Genomic DNA, 22,706 nt, shown 5'->3' on the forward strand with positions numbered 1-22,706 from the left:
GAGCGAGAGGGCGAGGGTGAGGGCCAGAACCTTCAGCATCTCAACCAGACGCTACCACTACCCCCAGGGCTGTTCAAAAGCCCAGGAACTCCTTCAGGGCGGCGAGCACCGCGTCGGGATTGTCTTCATGCAGCGTGTGGACGGCCCGCGGGATCTCGACGAACTTCCCCCGGGGGAGCTGCTGGGCCATCCGCTCGGCGACCTCGCGGTCGAGAACCATGCTCTCCTCGCCGCGCAGCACCAGAGTCGGCACGGGAATCGTCTGCAGCACGCCCCACCAGTCGATGTCGAGCTGGGCTCGCTTCTCCTTGATGCTGGGATGCCAGCCCCACACCAGCTTGCCGTCGGGGCGCTGCTTGAGGCTGTGCGAGGCCACCCAGCGGAAATAGTGGATGCCGGGATGCGGGTTGCCTCGGTGCAGGTGCTGGGCGGCCTGCTCGATGCTCTCCCACGTCTCCGGCTCCGGAGGGCCGGGCGGCGCCTGGGCCATGCGCTTGCTGACCTCGGGCCCGATATCGACGATGACGAGCTTCTGCACGGCATCGGGCCGCTTGGAGGCGAAGTACATCGCATTGCGCCCGCCCATGGAGAGGCCGACCATCACGAATGATCGGAGGCTGAGCTCGTCCACCACGCCGGTCAGGTCATCGTAGGCCGCGATGGGATGGTAGATGTCCGCGGGATCGCTCTCGCCGTGCCCGCGCTGGTCCATGGCATAGACGTGGAAGTGAGGCTGGAGCGCGATGCTGAGAGTGTCCCAGGCATGGGCATGGCCCGTGAAGCCGTGCAGGAGCAGGAGCGGCGTGCGGCCCTCGCCGCCCCAGTCGAGAACGTGGAGCCGCAGATCGTTGACCGTGATGTAGCGGTCGATGGGGCGCAAGAGATTCATGGAAGCCTCCCGTGGATCATGCGTGCCATTCGCGCGGACCGTCGTCGGTGAAGCCGCACTGCTCGCATGGGCTGAAGTAGTGCATGGCCGGCGGCATGGCCACGGCAAGGCGAAGCGAAAGATCCTGGCCGACATTGCGGATGTGGTGCACGGTCCCTCGCGGCACCCACACGATGTCGTCCTTCTGGCCCTGCACGACGACACCGCCCGTCAGCTCCCACTCGAGAGTTCCCGCGAGCACCACCCACCATTCGTCGAACTCGCGATGCCAGTGGGGGCGATTGCCGCCGCCGGGCGCGCTCGCGATCAGGGTGACGAGGTTGCGCTCGTCGGCGATGATCCGCTTCGCCCACGGAGCGGGCCCCATCTTCGCGACCAGATCCGCCACGCGCGTGTGGAGCACGTTGGGCCAGGTCGAGTTGGCAGCGCTGGGCGGGCTCGGCCCGTCCGCCAGATGGCTAATTGAGATGGAGAATGGTGTTTCTGTAGTAGGCATCGATCCTCCTCTGAACTAGGACTGCCCCCTCACCCTGCCCTCTCCCCAGAGGGGAGAGGGATATGAGGAAGGAATCACGTTGAATCCCCTCTCCCCCAATGGGGGAGAACTTCTGGACCAGGACTACCCCTCACCCTGCCCTCTCCCCAGAGGGGAGAGGGATGTTTCAAGTAGGACACCTCTCTCCAAGGAGGGAGAGGATCTGTCGAATTGAAACCCTCTCCCCCAGTGGGGGAGAGGGCAGGGTGAGGGGGTCGGGACCCTCTCCGCCCCGAAGTATAGCCGGCCGCTATGCTCTCTTTCGCGAAGCCTTCGCGGGCCGGGATTTCGCGACGGCGGCGCCCTTGCCGCTCGCGTGCCAGCGCGCCACCTCCTCGCACGTGGTGAACCACACGCCGCGGGAGCGGCGCATGAAGGCCACGAGGTCCGCGAGGAGGGCGATCCGCGAGGCGCGCCCGCTCACGAAGGGATGGCAGGTCAGGACGAAGCAGCCGTTCTCCGCGTGCATCGCGGCGAACTCCTTGCTCCACATCTGCAGCACCCGGCCCGGGTCGGCGATGGCATTCGTGGACCCGTACACATGGCGGAAGAGCGGCGCGTCGTCCAGCAGCCACTGCACCGGCACCTCGACGAGCGGCCCGTCCTCGCTGTCGATCTCGTAGGGGATGTCATTGCCCATGAGCGAGGTGTCGTAGAGAAAGCCGTGACGCTTCAGGATGCCCGGGGTCCAGACATTCACGTCCCATGATGGCGAGCGGTAGCCGGCCGGCTTGACGCCGAGCTGATCGCGCAGGATGGCGAGCTGCTCCTGCATGATCCGCTCTTCCTGCGTGGCGTCGAGGAAGCCCACGGCCTCGTGGACATTCCCATGGGCGCCCACCTCGTGCCCCGCGTCGCGGATCCGCTTGGACGGGGCGAGGTGATTCTCGACCGTCCAGCCAGGAATAAAGAAGCTGGCGCGGAGCTTCAGCTTGTCGAGCAGGGCGAGAATCCGGTCCACCCCGACCCGGGGCCCGAAGCGACGCTCCTCGAGGTCGCCCAGGCTCCGCTTGGCCTTTTCCGGCTCGCGGAAGAGAAATCCCGACTCGGCGTCGAAGTCGAAGGACAGCACCACCGCGGATTGCTTGCCGTCCGGCCACCGATAGCGCATGCGGGCCTCCTTGGCGAGGGTGAGCGCCGGATCCTACCGCGAAGCTGGCCACCTCATCCCGAGACCCAGCCGCCGCTCGGGTGGAGTATCTGACCCGTGAGATAGCCGGCCTCGTCGGCGGCTAGAACCACCGCGCAGTAGGCGACATCCTCCACGCTGCCGAAGCGGCGCAGCGGCAGCTCGGCCAGCCGTCGCGACCGGTACTCCGGCGTCATGACGTCCTTGCTCATGTCGGTCTCGATCCCGCCGGGGGCGATGGCATTCACGGTGATCCCGTGGGCTCCCACCTCCGAGGCAAGGGCACGGGTGAGCGCCTCGATGGCGCCCTTGGTCGCGGCGTAGGCCGCGAAGCCGCCACCGCCGACCGCGCGCTGGGCGAGCTGCGTGGACAGATTGATGATGCGCCCGTAGCCGTTCTCGATCATCGACGGCAGTGCGTGACTCGTGCACAGAATGGTGCCGGTGACGTTGATGTCGAACATGCGCTGGTACGCGTCCACGGGCACCTGGAGGAGCGCGCCCCGCACCATGATGCCGGCGTTGTTGACGAGGATATCCAGGCGGCCGAATCGATCGAGCGTCGACTTGACGAGAGAGCGCGCATCGTCGTCGCGCGCCACGTCGCCCTGGAGGGCGATGGCCTCGGCGCCCAGCCGGCCGGCTTCCGCGACAGCCTCGTCGGCCTCCCGCCGGCTCGCCAGGTAGTTCACGGCCACCCGCGCCCCTTCGCGGGCGAAGGCCAGCGCGATGGCCCGCCCGAAGCCGCGGCTGGCGCCCGTGACGAGCGCGACGCGGCCGGCTAGCCGTCCCCCGCCCGTCACCGTGCCGCGCCGCTCGGGCCCTGCTCGAGCCAGAACCGCGCGAGCTCGACGGGGCGGGGCCACCACACGTCCTTCTTGCCGACGATTCTCTGGATGAGGCGCTCGACCATGCGCATGCGCGAGGGCCGGCCCACCACCTGGGGATGGCCGAGCCAGTTGAAGAAGCCGCCTTCCGCGTACATGCCCTCGAACTCCTCGGACCAGATCTCCCAGACGTCTTCCTGGCTCCAGATACCATTGCCCACCGGCGGCACCGAGCTGAACAGGAAGAAGGGCGCGTCGTTGTTGCACCAGGCGGTGGGAAACTCCACGAGCGGGCCGTGGGGCGTCTCGTGACAGTACGGCAGGTCCGTATCGAGGGCATTGCTGTGATAGACGAACCCGTGCTTCTTGAGCAGGTCCATGGTGTGCCGGCTCGGATCGGCGGAGGGCGCCCGCGCCCCGAGCGGCTTGGCGCCCAGGATCTTCTTGAAGATGTCCAGGCTCTTGACGAGCAGCTCCTCCTCCTCCTCGCGGTCCTTCATGAAGAAGGGCTTCTCGTGCAGGTAGCCGTGGTGCCCCACCTCGTGGCCCCGGCGCACGATGTCCTCGCAGAGCGCCGGATAGCGCTCGACGATCCATCCCGGAATGAAAAAGCAGGTCTTGACCCCGTACCGGTCCAGCAGCTCCAGGATGCGCGGCATGCCGGTCTTGGGACCATAGGCGCCCATCGACATGTGCAGCGGCCGCTCGGCGAGGGCGGGATCGCGGTGGATCCAGGGACTCTCGCCGTCGAGATCGAAGGTCATCATGATGGCGCAGCGGGCGCCCTCGGGCCACTGCACGGGCTGGGTCATGGAGCAGAAGAATAGACCAGAGGAGCGATGACCGCAAACATGGCAACGCGGCGCGCGAGCTACTCGGCGAGTCTGACGGTCACGCGCACGGGATCGGGCAGTCGGGATCGCCCGGCCTCGATCTGCCACGAGCCGATGCGGGTCAGGCCTTCGGCGAACTTGCCATAGCTGGGATTCGGGATCACCGCCTCGATCACCGTGATCTTCTCGCCGCGCTGCCGGCTCACCGTGGTCCCCCCCGCCTTCGCGAGCAAGGCCGCGAGGTCGCGCTCCGCGCCGCTCCGGCTCTTGACTCGAAGTTTCCCGACCACGTCGAGTGACGGGCGCGCGTCACCGGGGGCGGGAGGCGTGGACGCGGACACCGTCCCGACCGGATTGTCCCTTCGCGGAGCCGGGGCGGCGGCGACCTTGTCCTGCTTGGCGCTTCCATTCTTCGCCTTGGGCGACGGCGACTCGCCCCGCTCGGACTTGCCCGCATCCGGCTTCTCGACACGACTCGCACGGGTGTCACGAACCGGCGGGGAGGGAGCGCGACGGGGTGTGACAGACTCCGGGGGCGAGGCTGAGGTCTTCGCCCGCGCGGGGGGAGCAGTGACCCTCGCTGGCATCTCCGGCGTTGGCCGCTCTGGTGCTGGTGGCGCGGGGGGCGGGTGCAGCGCGGGCGGCGCCGGCACTACCGTGACGGGCGCAGTTACTGGAGGAATCTCAGGTCGCGTCGCCGGCTCGGTGGAGGCCATACGCTTCGGGGGCGTGGCGTCGCCGCTCGAAGGAGCGGAAGGCACCCAGCGACGGACCGCAAGATCCAGATCGGCTCGGTACGTGAAGAGTCCGACGGCACCGAGCGAGACCAGGAGCACGGTGGCGGTCAGACGAAGATGTCTGGCCTGGACGGGAAGGAAGATACGTCGGTGGTCCCAGACGAGAATGGCAAGTCCACAGGCCATCAAGAGCATATGGCGGGCGCTCTGGAGCACTCTCCGGGCAATTCCGATCATCTTCCGGCTACCCTCGAGGGCCTTGTGGGCAACCCCGAGCGCCTGCCTCGCAGCCCGGAGCGCCCTCCCGCCGCCATCGAGAGCGGCCTTCCCCACAACCTCGAGTGATCTCCCGATGATATTGAGCGCCGACGGGACACGGCGGAAGATCAGACGGAGTGATGACCCCGCGCGGCGGACCGGGCCAGCAATGTCGATGCGCCGAACGGCCGCGAGGACGTTTGCCGCGCGAGCCACACCGGGACGGGACCGCCAAGGGATCCTTTCCCGGGCGTGCACGCTGCGGCGCGGAGAGGGCTCGTCCCGTGCACGTAGCATCTCGAGCGTCTTACCGATGAGAACCGGTCGGGGTCGCGCGCGCCGGATGACCCGGTTGCGAGGGAAAAGCCGCTGGCGGAGCCGGTCCACCAGATCATTCGGACGCAAGCGGTCGAGCGCCTTGCTGAAGAAGTCGAGCTTGAAATTTGATCGCCACGCGACGGGGTGAGGCCGTTCAGTGAGACGAAGACCCTCGAGCTCTTGCTGACAAGCCGCGCACTCGCGCAGATGCGCTTCCAGCGGGACTCGCTCCGTGAGCCCGATGTGCGCGTCGAGGAGCGCCGAGAATTGCTCGCGAGCGTCCTGGCAGTTCATGACTAGGGGCACCCCCAACCCTCCTACTAGCTGGATGATACTTGAGACGGCCCCCCGGGGAAGCAATCTGAGAAGCCATGCTAGACTCCCTCATCTCCGCCCTTGCTGGGATCGCCCACGAGAGGAGCGCCCGCCGTGCCAAAGAATGTCATCCGCGTAGGCAATGTCGAGATCATGTCGCTGTCGGACGGCATGCTCGAGTTCGATCTCTGTAATTTCTTCCCGACCATTCCCGAGGACAACTGGCAGGGCCATGAGTCCGACCTGACCGAGGAGCACAAGGTCCGCTTCAACCTCGGCTCCTTTCTGATCCGCTCGCAAGGACGGACCATCCTCGTCGACACGGGCCTCGGGCCCAAGCCGGCGGACGCGCCCGATGTCCCGTGGGGTCAGCTCATGCGTGACTTTCAGGACAATGGCGTGCGCCCGGACGAGGTGGACATGGTCGTGCTGACCCACCTCCACCGCGACCACGTCGGCTGGAACCTGATGCCGCAGGGCGAGCGATACGTCCCGACTTTCCCGAATGCGCGCTACTGGATGAGCACGAAGGATTGGGAGGTGTGCCACGAGCCGGAAGTCCAGCCGCAGCGCTTTCCCAATGCCCCCACCTGCGTCTGGCCCCTGGCCGACCTCGGTCTGATCGAGCTGATGGATGGGGAGCACAGCATCACGCCCGAGCTGACCGCGCTGCCCACCCCTGGTCACACGCCGGGGCACATGAGCATCCTGATCACCTCGCAAGGCGAGCGCGCGCTCGTCCTGGGAGACGCCGCCCACAACCCGGTGCAGCTCCACGAGACGGACTGGGTCTCGCGGGCCGACATGGATCCCGAGCTGACGCGCCATACGCGACGGGTCCTCATGGAACGCCTGGAGCGCGAAGAGATCATCGTGGCGGCCGGACACTTCAAGGCGCCCGGCTTCGGCAAGGTGATACGCCTCCAGGGCCGCCGCTACTGGCAAGTCCTCTAGGCTGGCGGATTCGCGAGGCAACGCCACCCTGGTCTACTCAGCCCTCGCCTCAGGGCTTCGCCCTTCAGCTCGAACTGCGGCCCTCTCCCTCTCCGAGGGAGAGGGATCCATTTTCATCCCTCGCCCCCAGAGGGGGAGAGGGCAGGGTGAGGGGGAGGCCAGAATGCGGCACGCGCGCCCATGAAAGGTTCGGTCTGAGATCTTGACGATGACGACGAGACGGGCCGCCCTGGGAAGGATCATCACGTTCTGCCTGGCCGCCGTCGGCTGTCGCGCGGGGGTGGAGGGCTCGCGCGCGAACGAAGGGCGCGATGTGTTGGTGATCGCGGGCGCCCGGATCTATCCCTCCCCCTCCGAGCCGCCGATCTCGAATGGGACGGTGGTCGCCAGCGATGGCCTCATCACCTCGGTGGGCCCTCGCGATCGCGTCCGCGTCCCCGCGCGGGCCACGGTGCTCGACGGCGCCGGGCTCACCGTCACCGCCGGCTTCTGCAATGCGCACGTGCACTTCACGGAAGCCAGGTGGCAGGCCGCCGATTCCGCGTCCGCGCCAGAGCTGACCGCCTCGCTCCGCGCGATGCTGACCCGCTGGGGAGTGGTCCGCGTGGTTGACACCGGCTCGCCGTTCGCCAATACGCTGGCCCTGCGGCGAAGGATCGAGAGCGGGGAGATCGCCGGCCCGCACATCACGCTCGCCAGCGGCAGCTTCGTCCCCGTCGGCGGCAGCCCCTATTACGTGCTGCCCACACGCCTGCCCGAGCTGGCCAACCCCGAACAGGCCAGGCAAGCTGTCGAGGGTCTCCTGGACATCGGAGGCATCGAGGCGGTCAAGCTCTTCACGGGCTCCTGGGCGAGTCGCGAATCCATCGTGGTAATGCCCGTCGATATCGTCCGGGCCGCCGCGGAGGCGGCGCATCGGCGCGGGAAGCTGGTCTTCTCTCACCCCTCCAACAGCGCGGGGGCGCGGGCGGCGCTCGAGGGCAGCGTCGACGTGCTCGCCCACACCTTCCCATCGGGTCCGGACTGGGACCGTACGCTGCCGCGCCGGATGCGCGAGGCCAACATGGCTTTGATACCCACGCTCAAGCTCTGGCCCTGGGAGCTGGGGCGGCTCGGCGTCCCTGCGGCGGGCCTCGAGCGGGTCCAGGGCAATGCCCAGGCCCAGCTCCGCGCCTTCATGGAGGCGGGCGGGCAGCTTCTCTTCGGCACCGATGTCGGCTACATGACCGACTACGATCCCACCGACGAATACCTCTTGCTGGAGCGCGCCGGACTCTCGTTCCCCGATGTTCTGTCAGCTCTGACCACGGCGCCCGCCCGGCGCCTGGCCACGGAACGCGGGGCGGGGCTCGTGGCGGTCGGGAGCCCGGCCGATCTCGTCGTGCTCGAGCGAGATCCGGCCACCGATATCCGGGCTCTCGCTGATGTGCGATACACGATCCGGCGGGGACGCGTGATCTACGAGCGAGGGCGATAGGGCCCGCACCCCGCGGCGTGGCCCGCCCCACCGGGCTCGAGCCTGCCACCAATCCCCTCGCCCTCTTCCAGCTCCGCTGATAGACTCCCTGCCAGCCAAAAAGGCGTCTGCCCATGAGGGCGGGAGGGATCGATGAAGCGACAGCTCATCACGCTGCTGGTAGGCATCGTCATAGGAGTGTTGATCATGCTCGGCTGGAACTACAGGTCCCGCGAGGACGTGGGCGCGCAAGCGTACCGGACCTGCTTCAGCCTCCTTCACGCGGCCAACGAAGCGTATCGCCACGTGGGAGAGGTCGACCCTCGCCGCGAATGGGAGCTGCTCGCCGCCTGTCTGTACGCCAAGGCCGGGGTGAGATGATGACACGTCACGCATCAGGATCTCCCCAGGGGACATTCATGAAGACAACGATTGGCATGAAGACAACGCTGGGTATGAAGACAACGCTGGGCCTGGTCGGCACATTGCTGCTGGCTTCCGCTTCCTCCGCGGGCGCCGACGAGGCGGAACACCTCGCCATGGCGCGCGTGCGTCTGACCACGGAGGCTTCCGTGGCCAGAGGCTGCACGCGCATCGGTCAGGTGAGCGACGATTCGGTCAAGGACCTGCGGAGGAAGATCGTGAGGGCGGGGGGCGACGTGGGCGTCCTGTCGTTCAGCACGGACAACATGGAGAATATTCTCGCCCAGGTCTACCGGTGTCCCGCCCCCGGCAGCGCGGCACCAAGGCCGGCCCCGCCCACGGCCGCCCCTCCCCCGCCACCGCCGCCTCCGCCCAAGCCCCCTCGCTAAGGGGGCTAGGAGTCTGTCCAAGCAGTTCCCCTGCCCTCGCGAGCAGGAGAGTTCCGCTTCGAGCGCCGGCTCTGCCGGCGTCGTTCTCAGATTGCTCGCCTCGGACGGCAGGGCCCCGACCCCGCGACGTCCTGCGGCTCGCACTGCGTCGGGGGGGAGGCTTCGGAAGGGGGCGGAGCCCCCCTCCGAGTTACCTAGCCCTTGAGGCCGCTCACCCGGGTGCCCTCGATGATGCGACGGTTGGCCAGGAGGAAGACGACGAGCAGGGGCAGGGCGCTGAGGGTGGCCCCGGCCATGATGGGGCCGTACGACTCGGAGCTGTAGGCGCCCCGCAGGAGGGCGAGGGCGACGGGCAACGGAAACATCTCGGGCTTGTTCACCGCGATGAGGGGCCAGAGGAAATCGTTCCACGCCGATCGAAACGCGAAGATGGCCAGGGCCCCCAGCGCGGGCTGAGAGAGCGGCAGGAGGATGCGCGTGAAGATGCGCCAGGGACCGGCGCCGTCGATCCGCGCCGCGTCCTCGAGCTCGGCGGGCATGGTCAGGAAGAACTGACGGAGCAGGAATACCCCGAAGGCGAAGGTCATGGCGGCTTCCGGCACGATGAGGCCCTGATAGGTGCTCAGCCATCCGAGGCGCTGGGTCAGGATGTACTGAGGCACCAGCACCACGGCATTGGGGATCATCAGGCTACCCACGAGGACGGCGAAGATCAGATTGCGGCCCCGGAAGCGCATCCGCGCCAGGGGGTAGGCGGCCATGGCGCTCGTGAGGACGACCAGGATCACCGCCCCCACCGAGACGATCGCGCTGTTGAGGAATGCGCGGCCGATCCGCGCCGTCCGCGAGCTGCTGAACAAGACCTCGCCGTAGTGCACGAGGGTGGCGGGCCAGGGAATCCATTCGGGGGGCACCCTGATGATGTTCTCGGTCAGCTTGAGCGAGGTCACGAGGACCCAGACGGCGGGCAGGAGCCACAGGATGGCGCCCGAGACCATCAGCACGCTCAGCCACATCCCGGAGCGTCTGAACGCGGAGGACATCACGACCTGGCCAGGCCCATGGGATCAGTACTGCGTGTGCCCGCGCAGGAGCCGGAACTGAAGCAGGGAGAAGACGAGAATCAGGGCGAAGAGCACCCAGGCCATGGCCGAGGCGGAGCCGAAGTGGAAGAAGTTCTGGAAGGCCGTCTCGTACAGGTGCTGCACCACCGTCCGCGTGGCATCCCCCGGCCCCCCCTGGGTCAGGATGAACACCTGCCCGAAGATCTGGAACGAGCCGATGACGTGGGTGACGAAGACGAAGAGGAAGACCGGACGGAGCAGCGGCAGCGTGATGGCCCAGAAGGCCCGCCCCCCACCCGCGCCGTCGAGGGCCGCGGCCTCGTAGAGCTCGCGGGGTATGTCTTGAAGTCCGGCCAGGTAGATCACGAGGTAGTAGCCCGTCACCCACCAGACCGACGTCACGATGATGGCCCACATGGCGGTGGTGGGATCCGCCAGCCAGGAGCGGACGGGGAGCCCGAGCGCCTTCAGGTAGTAGTTGAAGGGCCCTACCACCGGATCGAGGAGCCAGAGCCAGGTGAGCCCCACCGTGACCACGGACAGGGTGAAGGGAAAGAAGAACGCGCTCCGGAGAAATGTTCGAAGGGCGACCCCGCGGTTGAGCGCGACGGCGAGCAGGAGCGGAATGGCCAGGATGGGCAGCGTGCTCGCCATGGCGTAGAACGCGGTATTCACGAGGCTCACGTGGAAGCGCGTGTCCTCGAGGAGCTTGTCGTAGTTCGCGAGCCCGACGAACGCGTATTGCGCGCGGCCGAGCCGGGCATTCGTGAAGGAAAGGCGCAGGCCGTCGAGCAGCGGGTACACGCGGAAGGCCACGAACAGGGCGAGCCCCGGCGCCAGGAACAAATACGGGGTCAGCGCGCCCCTGCGGAGCCACGGACGCCGTCGCGAGCTCACACGTCTCCCCTTACCTCGGCCACGCGTGAAGACCGCGCCACCCTGGTCTACTCAGCCCTCGCCTCAGGGCTTCGCCCTTCGGCTCGAACTGCGGAGCCATTTTGAATCCCTCGCCCCCGGAAGTTGCCCCCTCACCCTGCCCTCTCCCCCGATGGGGGAGAGGGATCAAAGAGTCCTCTCCTCATCCCTCGCCCCTGCAGGGGGAGAAGATCAAACAGTCCTCTCCTCATATCCCTCGCCCCCGCAGGGGGAGAGGGCAGGGTGAGGGGGATCTCCGGAACGCCGGACAGGCGCTGGTGAATCGTCCAGGCTAATCGGGTAAAGCGTTGATCTGACGGGTCAGATCCTGCATGGCCGCGGCCGCCGGCTTCTGGCCGATGTAGACGCTCTCGATCACGGGACGCGTGAGGTTCTCGGCGGCCACCCACTTCGGAGTCGGCTGTCCGCCCTGCCAGTTCGGCGCCTGGGCCAGCAGGGTGCGGAGGACCGGATCACCCGTGATGCGTGGGTCCGAATGCGGCTTCCGCAGGGCCGAGACCTGGCCGGCCTTGAGCGTCCACTCCGCCACGTGATCGCTGATCCAGCGCATGTACGCCCACGCCGCCTCGCGCTTGGCCGCATCGACCGCCGTGGGTTTGGGGAACGTGAACTGGTGGGGCATCGACCAGACCACCGGCTGCTTGAAGAGTCTGGGCACCGGACTGACCGCGAAGTCGACCTTGGCCTCGCGAAGACCGGTGAAGTTCCACGAGCCGGCGATCCAGATGCCGAGCTTGCCCGCGATGAAGGCGTCCCGACAACTGGCATTGGCGGGCAGCGCGATCTTGTGCTGGGCATGGATGGCGCCCCAGAACTCGGCGACCTCGATGGCCGCCGGCTCCGCCAGCGCCGAGCGCTTGAGATCGGACGCGTAGACATTGGCGCCGTTCTGCCAGAGGAGGTTCTGGAAGCCCCACGTGTACTTCCCCGGGTTCACGGTGCCGATGGAGAACCCGAAGGTGTCGCCCTTGGTGATCTGCTTGGCCATGGCCAGGAGCTCGACGCGGCTCGCGGGGATCTTCGGTTTGCCGTCGGAACCCACGAGCCCAGCATCGCGCATGACCTTGACGTTGAGGTAGAGAAGATGCTGGGGGACGTCGAGAGGCAGCGCGTAGCGCTTGCCCTGGTAGAGGCCGCCCTGCCACGTCGAGGGAAGGTAGTCCTCGCCACGGAATCCCTTGGTGGTGGCCCTCGCCTCGTCGATCGCTTCCAGCACGCTGTCGCTGGCGAAATGCGGGACCTCGATGGTGTGGATCAAGGCGAGGTCGGGACCCTGGCCGGAGGGGACCGCCACCTGGAGCTTGGCGTAGAGATCCGCCCACGGGATGCGCTGCTGCTCGATGCGAATGCCCGTGTCGCGGGTGAACTGGTCGTTCAGCTCGTCCATGACCTTGCCATCGGCGCCCGTGAGCCCGTTCCAGTAGCTGATGGTCGGCTTCGCCTGGGCGGAGGCGCGGTGCGTGATCACGGGAAGCGAGGCGGTGGCGCCGGCGGCGGCACGAAGGAATGCGCGACGGTCGACCTTGCTCAGGGCCCGGTCCATGGCTCCTCCTCTCTGAGGAACGGTGCGCGCTTCACGATCACGGCGCACCGTGGAACACGACAGCGGCGCCTCCGATCGAGGCCGCTGCGACTATAGCCAGCGTCTCCATCCCCGTCAACTTGGTCCACTGAGGTCACGGCGCGCGGGCCACTTCTCGCTCTCATCCCTCTCCCCCACCGGGGGAGAGGGCCGCAGTTCGAGCTGAGCGGCGAAGCCGCGAGGCGAGGGCTGAGTAGATGAGGGGGCGCGCGATGACAAGGCGCGTTCACGATCACTCTGAGCTAGACTGCGGCGGCGGAAGGATTCGAGCTTCGAGAGGAGTGTCATGGCGCGGATCGGCATCGACCTGAATCGTCGCCTGGGCAGCGTGGACCGCCGCATCTTTGGAAACTTCATCGAGCATCTCGGCCGCTGCATCTACGGCGGCATCTTCGAAGAGGGCTCTTCGCTGAGCGACGAGCGCGGCTACCGCCGCGACGTGCTGGAGGCCGTCCGCCCCCTCCGGGTGCCCGTGCTCCGCTGGCCCGGCGGCAACTTCGTCAGCGGCTATCACTGGCTCGACGGCGTGGGGCCCGTCCACGACCGCCCGCGCCGGTCGGAGCTCGCCTGGTACGCCGAAGAGTCCAACCGCTTTGGCACCAACGAGTTCATCGAGTACTGCCGGCGCATCGGGGCCGAGCCCTATATCTGCGTCAACATGGGCACGGGCACCATGGACGAGGCGCAAGCCTGGGTCGAGTACTGCAATGGCGCGGGCCATACCTCCTGGGCGAACCTGCGGCGCCAGCACGGACACCCCGAGCCTCACCGCGTCCGCTACTGGGGCCTCGGCAACGAGATGTACGGCGGCTGGCAGATCGGGAGCCTCAGCGCCCAGGACTACGTCAAGAAGGCCCGCGCCTTCGCGCTGGTCATGAAACGCACGGATCCCACCATCGAGCTCATCGGGTGCGGGCACAATGGCTGGAGCGACTGGGACACCGTGGTGCTCGAGGGTCTGGCCCCCGTGGTGGACTATCACAGCATTCACCTCTACACGGGCCAGCCCGATCACTATGCGAACGTCTTCCAGTCCCATCAGGCCGAGCGGGCCATCCGCATCTGCTCGGCCCTGATCGAGCAGGTCCGCCTGACCCAGCGGATCGCCCACCCGATTCACATCGCCTTCGACGAGTGGAACGTGTGGTATCGCACCCGCAGTCACGAGGATCGCGTCGGCGGAGTGGAGGAGCGCTACAACCTCTCCGACGCGCTTGCCATCGCCACCTACCTGAACGGCTTCATCCGCCACTGCCGCACGGTGCGCCTGGCAAACTTCGCCCAGCTCGTGAACGCCATCGCGCCCATCTTCACGAATCCGCAGGGCCTCTTCCTGCAGACCATCTACCATCCCCTGCGCCTCTACGCGGAGCACACCCTCGGCACCGCCCTCGACGTTCAGGTTGACGGTCCCACCTACGACCTGCCATCCGATATGGAGCGGGAGGGAGTCGGTCGGGTGCACCACGTGGCCGACCTCGGCCCCTTCTCGCTCCTGGACGCCTCGGCGACCTGCGATCCCGCCACCGGCCAGCTCACCCTCGCCGTGGTGAACCGCGATCGGGAGCGCGGCCACGCGGCCACCATCGATCTTGGCGCGGCCGCGGTCACCGGCGGTCTCGAGGTCTCGGAAGTGAGCGGCCCGGACGTCGACGCCACGAACTCCTTCACGGAGCCCGATACGGTCCGCGTCCACCCGCGTCGCGTCGAGGCCGCCGGCGCCACCATCGAGCACGACTTCCCGGCGCATTCGGTCAGCGTCCTGCGCCTGCGTCTCCGCTGACCAGCGGCGTGGTCCCTCGGACCATGCCGCGCCGCCGGTGATTCTCGCGACTCAGAACGTGAGGGGGTCGGTCAGGCGGGCCCAGCGGCCGCCCTTGACCACGGCCAGGAACGACGAGTTGGCGCCCTGGCGCTTGTTGGGACCGAAGCTCACCTTCGGCCCGTTGAAGATGTCGCGATAGTCCTTGATCGACTCCAATCCCTTGACGAAGTTGTCGAGGGTCAGGTCGGCGCCCGACTTCCCGATCGCCGTCACCGTCAAGTCCGCGGCCACGTGGCCGTAGACCGCGCCGATGTTCGGCTCGACCTTGAAGCGCTCCTTGTAGCGGTCGAACCAGGCCTGGGCCACGGGGCTCAGGGTGTCCCGGTACGGCATGTCCGTGAGACCCATGGCGTAGAGGCCCTCCGTCACCCCGCCCTGGGCGGCGGCGACAAAGAGATCATAGGTGGCCGCGGAGCCCAGGAAGTCCACGTCGGTCCAGCCGATCTTGCGCGCCGTCGCGTACGGCACGATCGAATCGCGCACGATGGTCCCGAGCACCACGAGGTCGCAGCCCGCCGCCTTGAGCTTGGTGATCTGCGCCGTGAAGTCCTGGTCCGTCGGCTTGTGCGAGACCGTCTCCGCGAGCTTGATCTTCATCCTGTCGACCTGGGCCTGCACACCGTCCAGGACTTCCTTCCCGAAGTCGGTGTCCTGGTACATCGCGCAGACCGCCTTCTTCCCCTTCTTCGTGACGAAGTAGTTGATCCCCGCGCGCACCTGGTCCACATAGGTGGCAGCCCCGTAGAACTTCAGCTTGTGGAAAGGCTCGAACATCGAGCGCGCGGCCGACAGCGGGAACAGGTTCGGCACTCCGGCCTCGAGCTGGTCCTTGAAGAGCGCGTTGTTCATGGGCGTCCCCAGCCCGGCCACCATGGCGAAGATGCGGTCACGGTTGATCAGCTTCGCTCCCGCCTGCACCGCCCGCGGCACCTGGTACTGTGTGTCCTCGACCACCAGCTTGATCTTGCGGCCGTGGATGCCGCCCAACTCGTTGGCCTCGTCGAAGCGCATCTTGACCGCGTTCGATGAGGACGCGCCGTAGGTCGCGGCCGGTCCCGACAGGTCCGTGTGCATGCCGAGAACGATCTCGGTCTTGGTGACGCCCCGCGTCTCCTTCTGCGCCATGGCCACGCCGGCCAGCGCCACCGCGCCGGCCAGGGCCACCGCGCCGACCAGCACTCCCACACCCAGCAGCTTCCTCATGTCCTGCTCCTTTCGTGGTTGCCCATCCGCCATCCGGCGGCCGTCAAGTCCCCGCGTACATTCCGTCGATGATCCCTTTGTATTTCAGGTTGACGAATGACCGCTTCAGCTTCATGGTGGGCGTCAGCTCTTCGTCCTCGGCGGTGAGGATCTCCTCGATGAGGCAGAACTTCTTGATGGTCTCCACCCGCGCGAGCTGCCGGTTCACCCGCTCGATCTCGCCCCAGATCAGGTCCTGGATCTCCTTGGCGCGACACAGGGAGGCGAAATTCGTGAAGGGCACGTTCCGCTCCTGGGCGAACTGGGCCACCGTCTCGTGGTCGATCATGATCAGACAGGACAGGAACTTGCGCCGGTCGCCGATGACCACCGCGTCCGAGATGTACGGGGAGAACTTGAGCTGGTTCTCGATCTCGGAGGGCGTGACGTTCTTCCCCCCCGCCGTGATGATGATGTCCTTCATCCGGTCGGTGATCTTGACGAACCCCTCCTCGTCCACGACCCCCACATCGCCCGTATGCAGCCACCCGTCGACGATCGTCTCCGCGGTCTTCTGGGGGTTCTTGTAGTACCCGAGAAACACGTGCGGCCCTTTCAAGAGGATCTCACCTTCCCGGGAGAGCATGAGCTCGGTGTCCGGCCGGGTCAGCCCGACCGTACCGAGCTTGATCCGGGTGGCGGGCATGGCGGTGGCGAGCCCGCAATTCTCCGTCTGGCCGTAGACCTCCCGCATGTCGATGCCGAGGGCCAGGTACCACTTGATCAGCTCGGGGGCGATGGGCGCGGCGCCCGTGGCCGCCCCCCGGGCCCGGTGCAGCCCCAGGGAGCGCTTGATGTTGTCGAGCACCAGGAGGTCCGCCGCGCCGTAGAGCAGCCGGAGCCAGGCCGTGGGCTTCCCGCCCGCGATCCTCCGCTCGGCCACCCGCATGCCGATTCTCATGGCCCACGCGTAGGCGATCTTGCCCGGCCACGTCGCCTCGCGCATGCGCAGGGCCACCGCGGAGTAGAACTTCTCCCAGATCCTCGGCACCGCGAAGAAGATCGCGGGCGCCACCTCCCGGATGTTCTCGGGCACCGTGTCGATGCTCTCGGCAAAGTTGACGGTGGCCCCGGAGCGCAGCGGATAGAACACGCTGAACGTCCGTTCCGCGATGTGGGCGAGGGGCAGAAAAGAGAGCTGCTGGTCGCCCTCGCGCGGCTCGCTGATGAAGTCGGAGTAGCCGAGCTGGAACAGGATGTTCCGGTGGCTCAGCATGGCCCCCTTGGGGGGGCCGGTGGTGCCGGAGGTGTACACGAGGATGGCGAGGTCCTCCGGCTTCGCGATCTCGACCATGGGCGCGAAGGCCCCGGGATGCTCGCGCTCGTAGCGCGCCCCCAGGGCCAGCAATGCCTCGAAGGGCATCACCTGGTCGTCAGCGAAGCCGTGCAGCCCTTCCATGTCGTACACGACGATCTTGACGAGCTGCGGGCAGCGCGCGCGGACCTCCAGGATCTTGTCGAGCTGCTCCTCGTTCTCCGCGAAGAAGAAGCGCGTGCCGCTGTCGTTGACGATGTACTCGATCTGCTTCGCGGAGTCGGTCGTATAGATGCCGTTGGTGACGCCGCCCACCGACATGGTGCCGAGATCCGTGTAGAGCCACTCCGGACAGTTTTCGGCGACCACCGACACGACGTCTTTCGGCCGGAGGCCGAGGGCTACGAGCCCGAGCCCGACCTGTCTCGCTCTCTCCCCGTACTCACGCCAGGTGATGGAGCGCCAGATGCCGAGATGCTTCTCGCGCATGGCGACCCTGTCGCCCCGGTCTCCGACCACGTGCTGGAACAGCCTGGGCAGGGTGGCCTGGCCGAAGATGGTCCACACCCGTTGCTCCGGCCTGGTCAGCCGTGGCTCGATGGCGACCGGCCGGGCATCGTCCTTCGCGAGGTCCGGCCTCAGCGCCACGTTTTCTTCCTCTTCCAGCGGCGCGTACCCCGGACGCTGCTTTCCTTGATACCCAGATAGAACTCCTTGATGTCGTCCTTCTCGAGCAGCCGGGCGCAGGTGTCCTCCATGACGATGCGACCCACCTCCAGGACATAGCCATAGTCGGCGACGTGCAGGGCCATGTTGGCGTTCTGCTCCACGAGAAGGACGGTCACCCCCTGCTCGCGGTTGATCCGGAGGATTATATCGAAGATCTCCTTCACCAACTTGGGCGAGAGGCCCAGGGACGGCTCGTCGAGCAGCATCATCTTCGGCCGCGCCATCAGGGCCCGGCTGATCGACAGCATCTGCTGCTCCCCGCCCGAGAGCCGGCCCGCGGGCTGATGAGCACGCGCTCTCAAGAACGGAAAGTAGTCGTACACCATGCCCAGGTCCTTGACGATCCCCTCGCCGTCGTTCCGGATATAGGCGCCCATCTTCAGATTTTCCTGGACGGTGAGGAGGGGAAAAACCTCGCGCCCCTCCGGCACATGGCTGAGCCCGAGCCGCGCCACCTTGTCGGGGTCCATTCCCTGGATCTCTCGTCCCTCGAGGGTCACCGTCCCCTTCTGGGGATCCATGACTCCCGACACGGTCTTCAGAATTGTCGTCTTGCCGGCGCCGTTGGCGCCGAGGATGGTCACGATGCTCCCCCGGGGCACCGCGAAGCTCACCCCCCGGATGGCCATGATCGGCCCGTAGTACGTCTCGACGTTGCTGACGGTGAGGAGGGCGTCGGCCATCTCTCAGCCCCCGAGATAAGCCTTGATGACTTCGGGGTGGCTCTGGACCTCGCGCGCCGTGCCCAGGGCGATGGGCCGGCCGTAGTTCAAGGCGAGCACGCGCTCGGACACCGCGCTCACCAGGCTCATGTCGTGCTCGACCATGAGCACGGTAATCCCGAGCAGGCTCCTGATGTCCTGGATCCAGAAGGCCATGCTCTCCGTCTCCTCGACGCTGAGCCCGGACGAGGGCTCATCGAGGAGCAGGAGCTTGGGCTCCACGCAGAGCGCGCGCGCCATCTCTACCACCTTGCGGACCCCATAGGACAGGTTGATGATCAGGCTGTCCCGATAGGGCTGCAGATCGAGAAAATCGATCACCTTCTCCGCCGCCTCCCGGTGCTCGATCTCCAGCCTCCGCACCCTGGGCAGGAAGAGGAGCTCCTCGAGGAGGCGCGAGCCCTTGTGGGCGTGGCGGCCGAGGAGCAGGTTCTGGAGCACGGTGGCGTGCTCGAACAGCTCGATGTTCTGGAACGTCCGGGCGATGCCGCGCCGGGCGATCTCGTGGGGGGCTACGCGGGTGATGTCCTCTCCGCAGAAGGTCAGCCGGCCCTCGCTCGGGTCATAGATCCGCGAGACCAGGTTGAAGATGGTGGTCTTGCCGGCGCCGTTGGGGCCGATGATGGTGAACACCTCGCCGGGCTCCACCTCGAAGCTCACCCCGTCCACGGCGCGAATCCCGCCGAAGTTGATGGCCAGCCCCTCGGCCTTGAAGAAGGTCATCGCAGACGCTCCGATCTCATGTACGACTTCTGCCGCCGGAAGGTCGCGTGCTTGTAGAGGGGGAAGGTCGAGAAGAAGATCTTGATCTTCATCCAGCGGCCGTAGATGCCCAGGGGCTCGAAGAGGATGAAGAGCACGAGGATCAGCCCGAAGATCCCGGGCTCCAGGCCGGGCTGCTTGACGAACCGGTCCACCGCGGAGAAGACGGCGCTGCTCGCGTCCTTGCCGAAGACGGCGAAGAGCTGGCTCACCCACACCGGCACGGCATCCCGCGCCTGGGAGATGGCCACGGGCAGCATGGCCACGAAGATGGCCCCGAAGACGGCCCCGTGCAGGCTGCCCAGGCCGCCCACCACGACCATCAACAGGAACTGGATCGAGAGCAGCACGCTGAAGATATCGGGGGCGAGGAAGGCGATCTTGTGGGCGAAGAGCGCGCCGGCCAGACCCATGACGGCCGCGGAGTAGGCGAAGGCCATGGTCTTGTACGCGGCGAGGTTGACGCCCATTGACTGCGCGGCGACCTCGCTGTCCCGGATGGCCACCCACGCCCGCCCGGTGGCCGACCGGAGCAGGTTGCCCGTGAGCCAGAGGGCGCCGATCAAGAGCGCCAGGCAGAGGAAGTAGAAGCTCAGGTCGCTCCCCAGGGGCAGGCCGAAGAGGACCACCTTCTGCACCGGCTTGCCCTTGAGCCCATGGGTGACGCGCTCCCACCGTGTGAACACTTCCTGGATGATGAGGGCGAAGGCGAGGGTGGCGATGGCGAGGTAGACACCGGTCATGCGCAGCGCGGGCAGACCCACGAGCACCCCGGCCGCCGCCGTCACTGTCACCGCCAGGGCCACCGAGACGATCCAGGGCATCCCGAGATCCTGCGACAGGTACACGTGGGCGTAGGCTCCGATACCGAGAAAGGCGGCGTGGCCCAAGCTGACGAGGCCGGTGTAGCCGGTGAGCACCATGAGGGAGAGACCGCAGAGTCCGTAGATGAAGACGAGGCTCAGATCGCCCACGTACTCGGGGACGAGGCGCGGAAGCACGAGCAGGGCGACGAAGAGGGCGATATACCAGTTCCGCTGGACGCCGTCTCGGAAGAGGGCCAGGTCCTGGCCGTAGGAGGTCTTGAACAGGAACCGCATGCCGGGTCAGACCTTCTTCCGGCCCACGCTGCCGAACATTCCCTGGGGCCGCACGGCCAGCACGACGAGCAGGACGACGTAGGCGGCGACATCCTTGAAGCCCTGCGGCAGATAGGTGCCGCTGAACAGCTCGATGAGTCCGATGGTCAGGCCTCCCACGAGCGCTCCGGGAATCGACCCGAATCCGCCGAGCACGGCGGCCGCGAACGCTTTGAGCCCGATGAATCCGAGATTGGTGTCGATGAGGGAGACGGGGGCGAGCAGGACCCCAGCCACCGCGGCCACCGCCGCGGAGATCGCCCAGATGAGCGAGAACATTCGCTTGACGGGAATGCCCATGTAGTAGGCGGCGAGCTGGTTCTGGGAGGTGGCCTGCATGGCCACCCCGACCTTCGTGTAGGTGAAGAAGACGTACAGCACCGCGCAGAGGAGGACGGTGCCCACGATGATGGAGACGTACTCGTGGCTGACGCTCACATTGCCCAGCCGGGTCGCCCGCGCGCTGAACGGGGTGGGGAGGGTGTAGATCTCCGATCCCCAGGTGATCGACGCGAAGCTCCGGAACGTCGCGGCGAGGCCGATGGTGAGCATGACCACGGCGAACTGCGGCTGGCCGATGACCCGGCGGAGCACGGTGGCATCCAGCACGGCGCCAAAGAGTGCCACCGCCCCGATGGCGAGGGCGAAGGCCGGCCAGTAGCCGACCCCGTACCACACCACGAACATGTAGCAGGTGAAGGCGCCCAGCATCATGAAGTCGCCCTGGGCGAAGTTCACCAGCTCGGTGGTCTTGTAGATGAGGACGAAGCCGAGGGCGACCAGGCCGTAGATGCAGCCGACGGCGAGGCCATTCAAGGCCAGCTGCAGAATGATCTCCAGGGTCGCCCTTCCCCCGCGCCGGCCGTCATGCTCGGCGCGTTTTCCGAGTCTTGCTTCGCGCCGAATGTTAGCAGATCGCCGATTCTTCCACCATGATGGCCTCGGCGGCCCCTGGCCGTCGCGAGACGAGCGCTGAGTCGATCCGCAGGCGAGACGTAGTCTCTCTACGTTGAGCCTGCAGTCGAGGGCGCCAACGAAGCAGATGGGCCTTTTTCAGCCGCCTGCGAGCGAAAGATCTACGCTTTGGGGCGCGGGAAGACGAAACGTTGCTCCGCTGCGTCTTTGGGCCAGACCACCTTGGGCTTCTGGCCCAGGATCTGGAGCATGGCCGTGCTGGCATTCGGGTTGTCGCCCGTCTCGTTGAAGACCACGGGCCCCGTCGACACGGTCACCCCGCCGCCGAAGCTGGTCTTCTTGATGGCGGCCACCACGGCGTCGGGATCGGTGGTGGCCGCGCGCTCGAGAACATCCGCGATCACGAGCACGCCCTCGTACGAATAGGCGGCGCTGGCGTCGAAGTTCCGCCCCCCGGACCGTTTCAGGTACTCGGGGGCGATCCGCTGGGTGGCGGGGAGCCGGTAGTTCGCGTACACCGTGCAGTCCATGACGTACTCGATCCGCTCCTTGAGCTGCTGGATCTGCCTCGTCTCGTACAAGCCGGGCGCGCCCGGGCTGATGATGCCCATCACGTCCACCCTCTGCTTGGCGAGCTCATCGAGCAGCAGGATGGCCGTGGCCGGACGCGTCACCGGCGCGATGATGTCGGGCTTGGTCGCCCGGGCTCGCGAGACCTCCGTGGCGAGGTCGACGGCGTTTTCCGGGTACGGGATCACGTCGACGATGTCGAACCCCGGGCTGGCGGCCTTGTGCGCCACCTGGAAGCTCTCCGTCTGCGTCTTGCCGAAGAGGTCATTGGAGTACAGGACCACCACGCGCTTGGGGCTGACGCCCGCCTCGCGGAAGATCTCCGTCATGTAGCGGACGGCATTGCGCCCGAAGATGACGCTGCCCGGGAAGATGCGGTACACGTACTGCAGCTTCTGCTGGCCCTCCCGCACGGACTTGGCGATATTGGCGGTGGGCGCGTCGGCGGCCGTGATGTCGATCACGTAGGGCACCCGCCGTTGCTGCGCCAGGGCGGCGATCGAGGCGACGTGCGCGGAGTGAAACCCGCCCGTCAAGAGCTGGGCGCCGGCGTTGATGAGCCGCTCCGCTTCCGAGCGGGCGACATCGGGCTTGGTCTCGCTGTCCGCGTGCAGCAGCTCGAGACGGGCGCCTCCCATCGACTTGATCCCGCCCGCGGCATTGATGGCCTCCGCGGCCATCTGCGCGCCGAGCTTGGAGTCCTGCCCCACCTCGGCCATGGGGCCCGAGACCGGGCTGACCATGCCGACCTTGATCGTCCGCGGCTGGGCGCGGAGCAGAGTCGGGAAAGCGGTGACGCCGACGGAGGACACCGTGGCCCCGCGAAGAAATGCGCGCCGGCTCACCCGCGGTGCGGCCATCACGTCGCTCCTGGAGTCGCTCGGGCTCCTACGCTTTGCGCG

The 22,706-nt window shown here is 67.1% G+C and carries 21 protein-coding genes; 5 read left to right on the forward strand and 16 right to left on the reverse strand.

The annotated features are described in order from the left end of the window. Positions 1-73: 73 nt before the first annotated feature. From VGT00_18995 to VGT00_19020, 6 genes are all read right to left on the reverse strand, one after another. Positions 74-889 carry an alpha/beta hydrolase gene (locus VGT00_18995; protein HEV8533517.1) on the reverse strand — a complete coding sequence of 272 codons (816 nt, stop codon included), beginning with the start codon at positions 887-889 and terminating at the stop codon, positions 74-76. A gap of 16 nt (positions 890-905) precedes the next feature. Beyond that, complete coding sequence (locus tag VGT00_19000) at positions 906-1,385, reverse strand: cupin domain-containing protein (GenBank protein HEV8533518.1); 480 nt, start codon at positions 1,383-1,385, stop codon at positions 906-908. 289 nt (positions 1,386-1,674) lie between these two features. Further along, the gene (locus tag VGT00_19005) at positions 1,675-2,535 is read right to left on the reverse strand and encodes a polysaccharide deacetylase (protein HEV8533519.1); all 861 of its coding nucleotides are present in this window, start codon (positions 2,533-2,535) and stop codon (positions 1,675-1,677) included. Positions 2,536-2,588: 53 nt separating this feature from the next. Next, entirely contained in the window at positions 2,589-3,356 is a 768-nt protein-coding gene (locus tag VGT00_19010; GenBank protein HEV8533520.1) for a glucose 1-dehydrogenase, read from the reverse strand. Beyond that, on the reverse strand, positions 3,353-4,192 hold the full coding sequence (locus tag VGT00_19015) for a polysaccharide deacetylase (protein ID HEV8533521.1): 840 nt from the start codon (positions 4,190-4,192) through the stop codon (positions 3,353-3,355). Before VGT00_19015 ends, VGT00_19010 begins: the two co-directional genes overlap by 4 nt. A 59-nt stretch (positions 4,193-4,251) precedes the next feature. Further along, a complete protein-coding gene (locus tag VGT00_19020) occupies positions 4,252-4,554 on the reverse strand; it encodes a hypothetical protein (GenBank protein HEV8533522.1) in 303 nt (100 codons plus the stop codon). Between the two features lie 1,401 nt (positions 4,555-5,955). Between VGT00_19020 and VGT00_19025 the strand changes: the two genes are divergently transcribed. The 4 genes from VGT00_19025 to VGT00_19040 all read left to right on the forward strand — a co-directional run bounded on the left by VGT00_19025 (position 5,956) and on the right by VGT00_19040 (position 9,063). Further along, positions 5,956-6,795 carry an MBL fold metallo-hydrolase gene (locus VGT00_19025; protein ID HEV8533523.1) on the forward strand — a complete coding sequence of 280 codons (840 nt, stop codon included), beginning with the start codon at positions 5,956-5,958 and terminating at the stop codon, positions 6,793-6,795. Between the two features lie 208 nt (positions 6,796-7,003). After that, complete coding sequence (locus VGT00_19030) at positions 7,004-8,272, forward strand: amidohydrolase family protein (protein ID HEV8533524.1); 1,269 nt, start codon at positions 7,004-7,006, stop codon at positions 8,270-8,272. Between the two features lie 132 nt (positions 8,273-8,404). Next, complete coding sequence (locus VGT00_19035) at positions 8,405-8,632, forward strand: hypothetical protein (protein HEV8533525.1); 228 nt, start codon at positions 8,405-8,407, stop codon at positions 8,630-8,632. A 38-nt stretch (positions 8,633-8,670) separates the two neighbouring features. Then, the gene (locus VGT00_19040) at positions 8,671-9,063 is read left to right on the forward strand and encodes a hypothetical protein (protein ID HEV8533526.1); all 393 of its coding nucleotides are present in this window, start codon (positions 8,671-8,673) and stop codon (positions 9,061-9,063) included. A 194-nt stretch (positions 9,064-9,257) separates the two neighbouring features. On the opposite strand, the gene VGT00_19045 is transcribed toward VGT00_19040, so the two are convergent. From VGT00_19045 to VGT00_19055, 3 genes are all read right to left on the reverse strand, one after another. Continuing rightward, the gene (locus VGT00_19045) at positions 9,258-10,061 is read right to left on the reverse strand and encodes a carbohydrate ABC transporter permease (GenBank protein ID HEV8533527.1); all 804 of its coding nucleotides are present in this window, start codon (positions 10,059-10,061) and stop codon (positions 9,258-9,260) included. 69 nt (positions 10,062-10,130) lie between these two features. After that, the gene (locus VGT00_19050) at positions 10,131-11,024 is read right to left on the reverse strand and encodes a sugar ABC transporter permease (GenBank protein HEV8533528.1); all 894 of its coding nucleotides are present in this window, start codon (positions 11,022-11,024) and stop codon (positions 10,131-10,133) included. 310 nt (positions 11,025-11,334) lie between these two features. Further along, the gene (locus VGT00_19055) at positions 11,335-12,606 is read right to left on the reverse strand and encodes an extracellular solute-binding protein (protein ID HEV8533529.1); all 1,272 of its coding nucleotides are present in this window, start codon (positions 12,604-12,606) and stop codon (positions 11,335-11,337) included. A gap of 325 nt (positions 12,607-12,931) precedes the next feature. Between VGT00_19055 and VGT00_19060 the strand changes: the two genes are divergently transcribed. Beyond that, positions 12,932-14,428 (forward strand): alpha-L-arabinofuranosidase C-terminal domain-containing protein, encoded by a 1,497-nt coding sequence (locus VGT00_19060; protein ID HEV8533530.1) that lies wholly within the window; start codon positions 12,932-12,934, stop codon positions 14,426-14,428. A 51-nt stretch (positions 14,429-14,479) separates the two neighbouring features. On the opposite strand, the gene VGT00_19065 is transcribed toward VGT00_19060, so the two are convergent. The 7 genes from VGT00_19065 to VGT00_19095 all read right to left on the reverse strand — a co-directional run bounded on the left by VGT00_19065 (position 14,480) and on the right by VGT00_19095 (position 22,664). Beyond that, the gene (locus VGT00_19065; GenBank protein HEV8533531.1) at positions 14,480-15,673 is read right to left on the reverse strand and encodes an ABC transporter substrate-binding protein; all 1,194 of its coding nucleotides are present in this window, start codon (positions 15,671-15,673) and stop codon (positions 14,480-14,482) included. 43 nt (positions 15,674-15,716) lie between these two features. Continuing rightward, positions 15,717-17,615 (reverse strand): AMP-binding protein, encoded by a 1,899-nt coding sequence (locus tag VGT00_19070; GenBank protein HEV8533532.1) that lies wholly within the window; start codon positions 17,613-17,615, stop codon positions 15,717-15,719. Beyond that, positions 17,606-18,379 carry an ABC transporter ATP-binding protein gene (locus VGT00_19075; protein HEV8533533.1) on the reverse strand — a complete coding sequence of 258 codons (774 nt, stop codon included), beginning with the start codon at positions 18,377-18,379 and terminating at the stop codon, positions 17,606-17,608. The genes VGT00_19070 and VGT00_19075 overlap by 10 nt, the downstream gene beginning before the upstream one ends. A gap of 3 nt (positions 18,380-18,382) precedes the next feature. Then, a complete protein-coding gene (locus VGT00_19080; protein ID HEV8533534.1) occupies positions 18,383-19,141 on the reverse strand; it encodes an ABC transporter ATP-binding protein in 759 nt (252 codons plus the stop codon). Further along, positions 19,138-20,280, reverse strand: coding sequence for a branched-chain amino acid ABC transporter permease (locus tag VGT00_19085; GenBank protein ID HEV8533535.1), 1,143 nt, complete (start codon positions 20,278-20,280; stop codon positions 19,138-19,140). Before VGT00_19085 ends, VGT00_19080 begins: the two co-directional genes overlap by 4 nt. A 6-nt stretch (positions 20,281-20,286) precedes the next feature. After that, on the reverse strand, positions 20,287-21,135 hold the full coding sequence (locus VGT00_19090) for a branched-chain amino acid ABC transporter permease (GenBank protein ID HEV8533536.1): 849 nt from the start codon (positions 21,133-21,135) through the stop codon (positions 20,287-20,289). A gap of 260 nt (positions 21,136-21,395) precedes the next feature. Beyond that, positions 21,396-22,664, reverse strand: a complete 1,269-nt coding sequence (locus VGT00_19095; GenBank protein ID HEV8533537.1) for an ABC transporter substrate-binding protein — start codon at positions 22,662-22,664, stop codon at positions 21,396-21,398. Positions 22,665-22,706 lie beyond the last annotated feature (42 nt).

The organism is Candidatus Methylomirabilota bacterium (genome assembly GCA_036002485.1).
GTDB lineage: Bacteria > Methylomirabilota > Methylomirabilia > Rokubacteriales > CSP1-6 > AR37.

Excerpts from the sequence above, each read along its gene's own strand:
- VGT00_19095 (HEV8533537.1), bottom strand. The coding sequence starts at position 22,664 with ATGGCCGCACCGCGGGTGAGCCGGCGCGCATTTCTTCGCGGGGCCACG.
- VGT00_19055 (HEV8533529.1), bottom strand. The coding sequence starts at position 12,606 with ATGGACCGGGCCCTGAGCAAGGTCGACCGTCGCGCATTCCTTCGTGCC.
- VGT00_19060 (HEV8533530.1), top strand. The coding sequence starts at position 12,932 with ATGGCGCGGATCGGCATCGACCTGAATCGTCGCCTGGGCAGCGTGGAC.
- VGT00_19005 (HEV8533519.1), bottom strand. The coding sequence starts at position 2,535 with ATGCGCTATCGGTGGCCGGACGGCAAGCAATCCGCGGTGGTGCTGTCC.
- VGT00_19075 (HEV8533533.1), bottom strand. The coding sequence starts at position 18,379 with ATGGCCGACGCCCTCCTCACCGTCAGCAACGTCGAGACGTACTACGGG.
- VGT00_19085 (HEV8533535.1), bottom strand. The coding sequence starts at position 20,280 with ATGCGGTTCCTGTTCAAGACCTCCTACGGCCAGGACCTGGCCCTCTTC.
- VGT00_19015 (HEV8533521.1), bottom strand. The coding sequence starts at position 4,192 with ATGACCCAGCCCGTGCAGTGGCCCGAGGGCGCCCGCTGCGCCATCATG.
- VGT00_19030 (HEV8533524.1), top strand. The coding sequence starts at position 7,004 with ATGACGACGAGACGGGCCGCCCTGGGAAGGATCATCACGTTCTGCCTG.
- VGT00_19045 (HEV8533527.1), bottom strand. The coding sequence starts at position 10,061 with ATGGTCTCGGGCGCCATCCTGTGGCTCCTGCCCGCCGTCTGGGTCCTC.
- VGT00_19065 (HEV8533531.1), bottom strand. The coding sequence starts at position 15,673 with ATGAGGAAGCTGCTGGGTGTGGGAGTGCTGGTCGGCGCGGTGGCCCTG.
- VGT00_19040 (HEV8533526.1), top strand. The coding sequence starts at position 8,671 with ATGAAGACAACGATTGGCATGAAGACAACGCTGGGTATGAAGACAACG.
- VGT00_18995 (HEV8533517.1), bottom strand. The coding sequence starts at position 889 with ATGAATCTCTTGCGCCCCATCGACCGCTACATCACGGTCAACGATCTG.
- VGT00_19035 (HEV8533525.1), top strand. The coding sequence starts at position 8,405 with ATGAAGCGACAGCTCATCACGCTGCTGGTAGGCATCGTCATAGGAGTG.
- VGT00_19080 (HEV8533534.1), bottom strand. The coding sequence starts at position 19,141 with ATGACCTTCTTCAAGGCCGAGGGGCTGGCCATCAACTTCGGCGGGATT.
- VGT00_19000 (HEV8533518.1), bottom strand. The coding sequence starts at position 1,385 with ATGCCTACTACAGAAACACCATTCTCCATCTCAATTAGCCATCTGGCG.